This window comes from Aminobacter sp. P4_D5, assembly GCF_056401815.1.
Map to the genome: position 1 here is coordinate 1 of NZ_JBFUIP010001066.1, position 590 is coordinate 590.

The following is a 590-nucleotide window of genomic DNA, read 5'->3' on the forward strand; positions in this document are numbered from 1 at the left end:
TCGCGGAATTCTGGCGAGCCAGCCAGGGCGACGCCGCGGATGGTGCCGCAGGAGGAACCGCCGGCGGGGATGCCGGCGGCGGTGGGGCGCCTCCCGGTGGCACCGCGAATGGCCCTGATGCCGGCGGATCTCCGCCGATCTACGATCCCGAAGTGGCCAAGACCGAGCGTTGGATGGCCGACGAAATGGCGGCTTTGCGCGGCCGTAGTTTGCGCTGGATCCCCGAGTTGAACGCCTGGGCGACCTTCGACCCGGCAGAGGGTTGGTCGGTCGAGCGCGACCCGAGCGCGGGGTTCAACATCGCCAAGGCCGTGGCTCGGACGATGGGTGCCAATGGCGCCCTCGATGCCCGCGAGATCAAGGCCTGGGGTGGATCGAGGACACTTTTCGGCGCCGAGAGTATCGCGCGGCGGGACACGCGCCTGATCGCCGGGCTCGCGCGCTGGGATGCCGAGCCGTGGGAGCTGCACACACCCGGCGGCGTCGTGGATCTGAAGACGGGGAAGCTGCTGCCGCCTGAGCCGCGCCGCATGGGGCTGTTTCGGACGGCCGCCACCCCGGCGCCCGAAGGCGCGCGGCCTGAGCTGCTT

1 pseudogene is annotated in these 590 nt (G+C 71.2%); it reads left to right on the top strand.

Annotated elements, in window-relative coordinates:
• A pseudogene (locus AC1DWF_RS36685) lies at window positions 1–590 on the top strand (hypothetical protein); the annotation flags it as partial.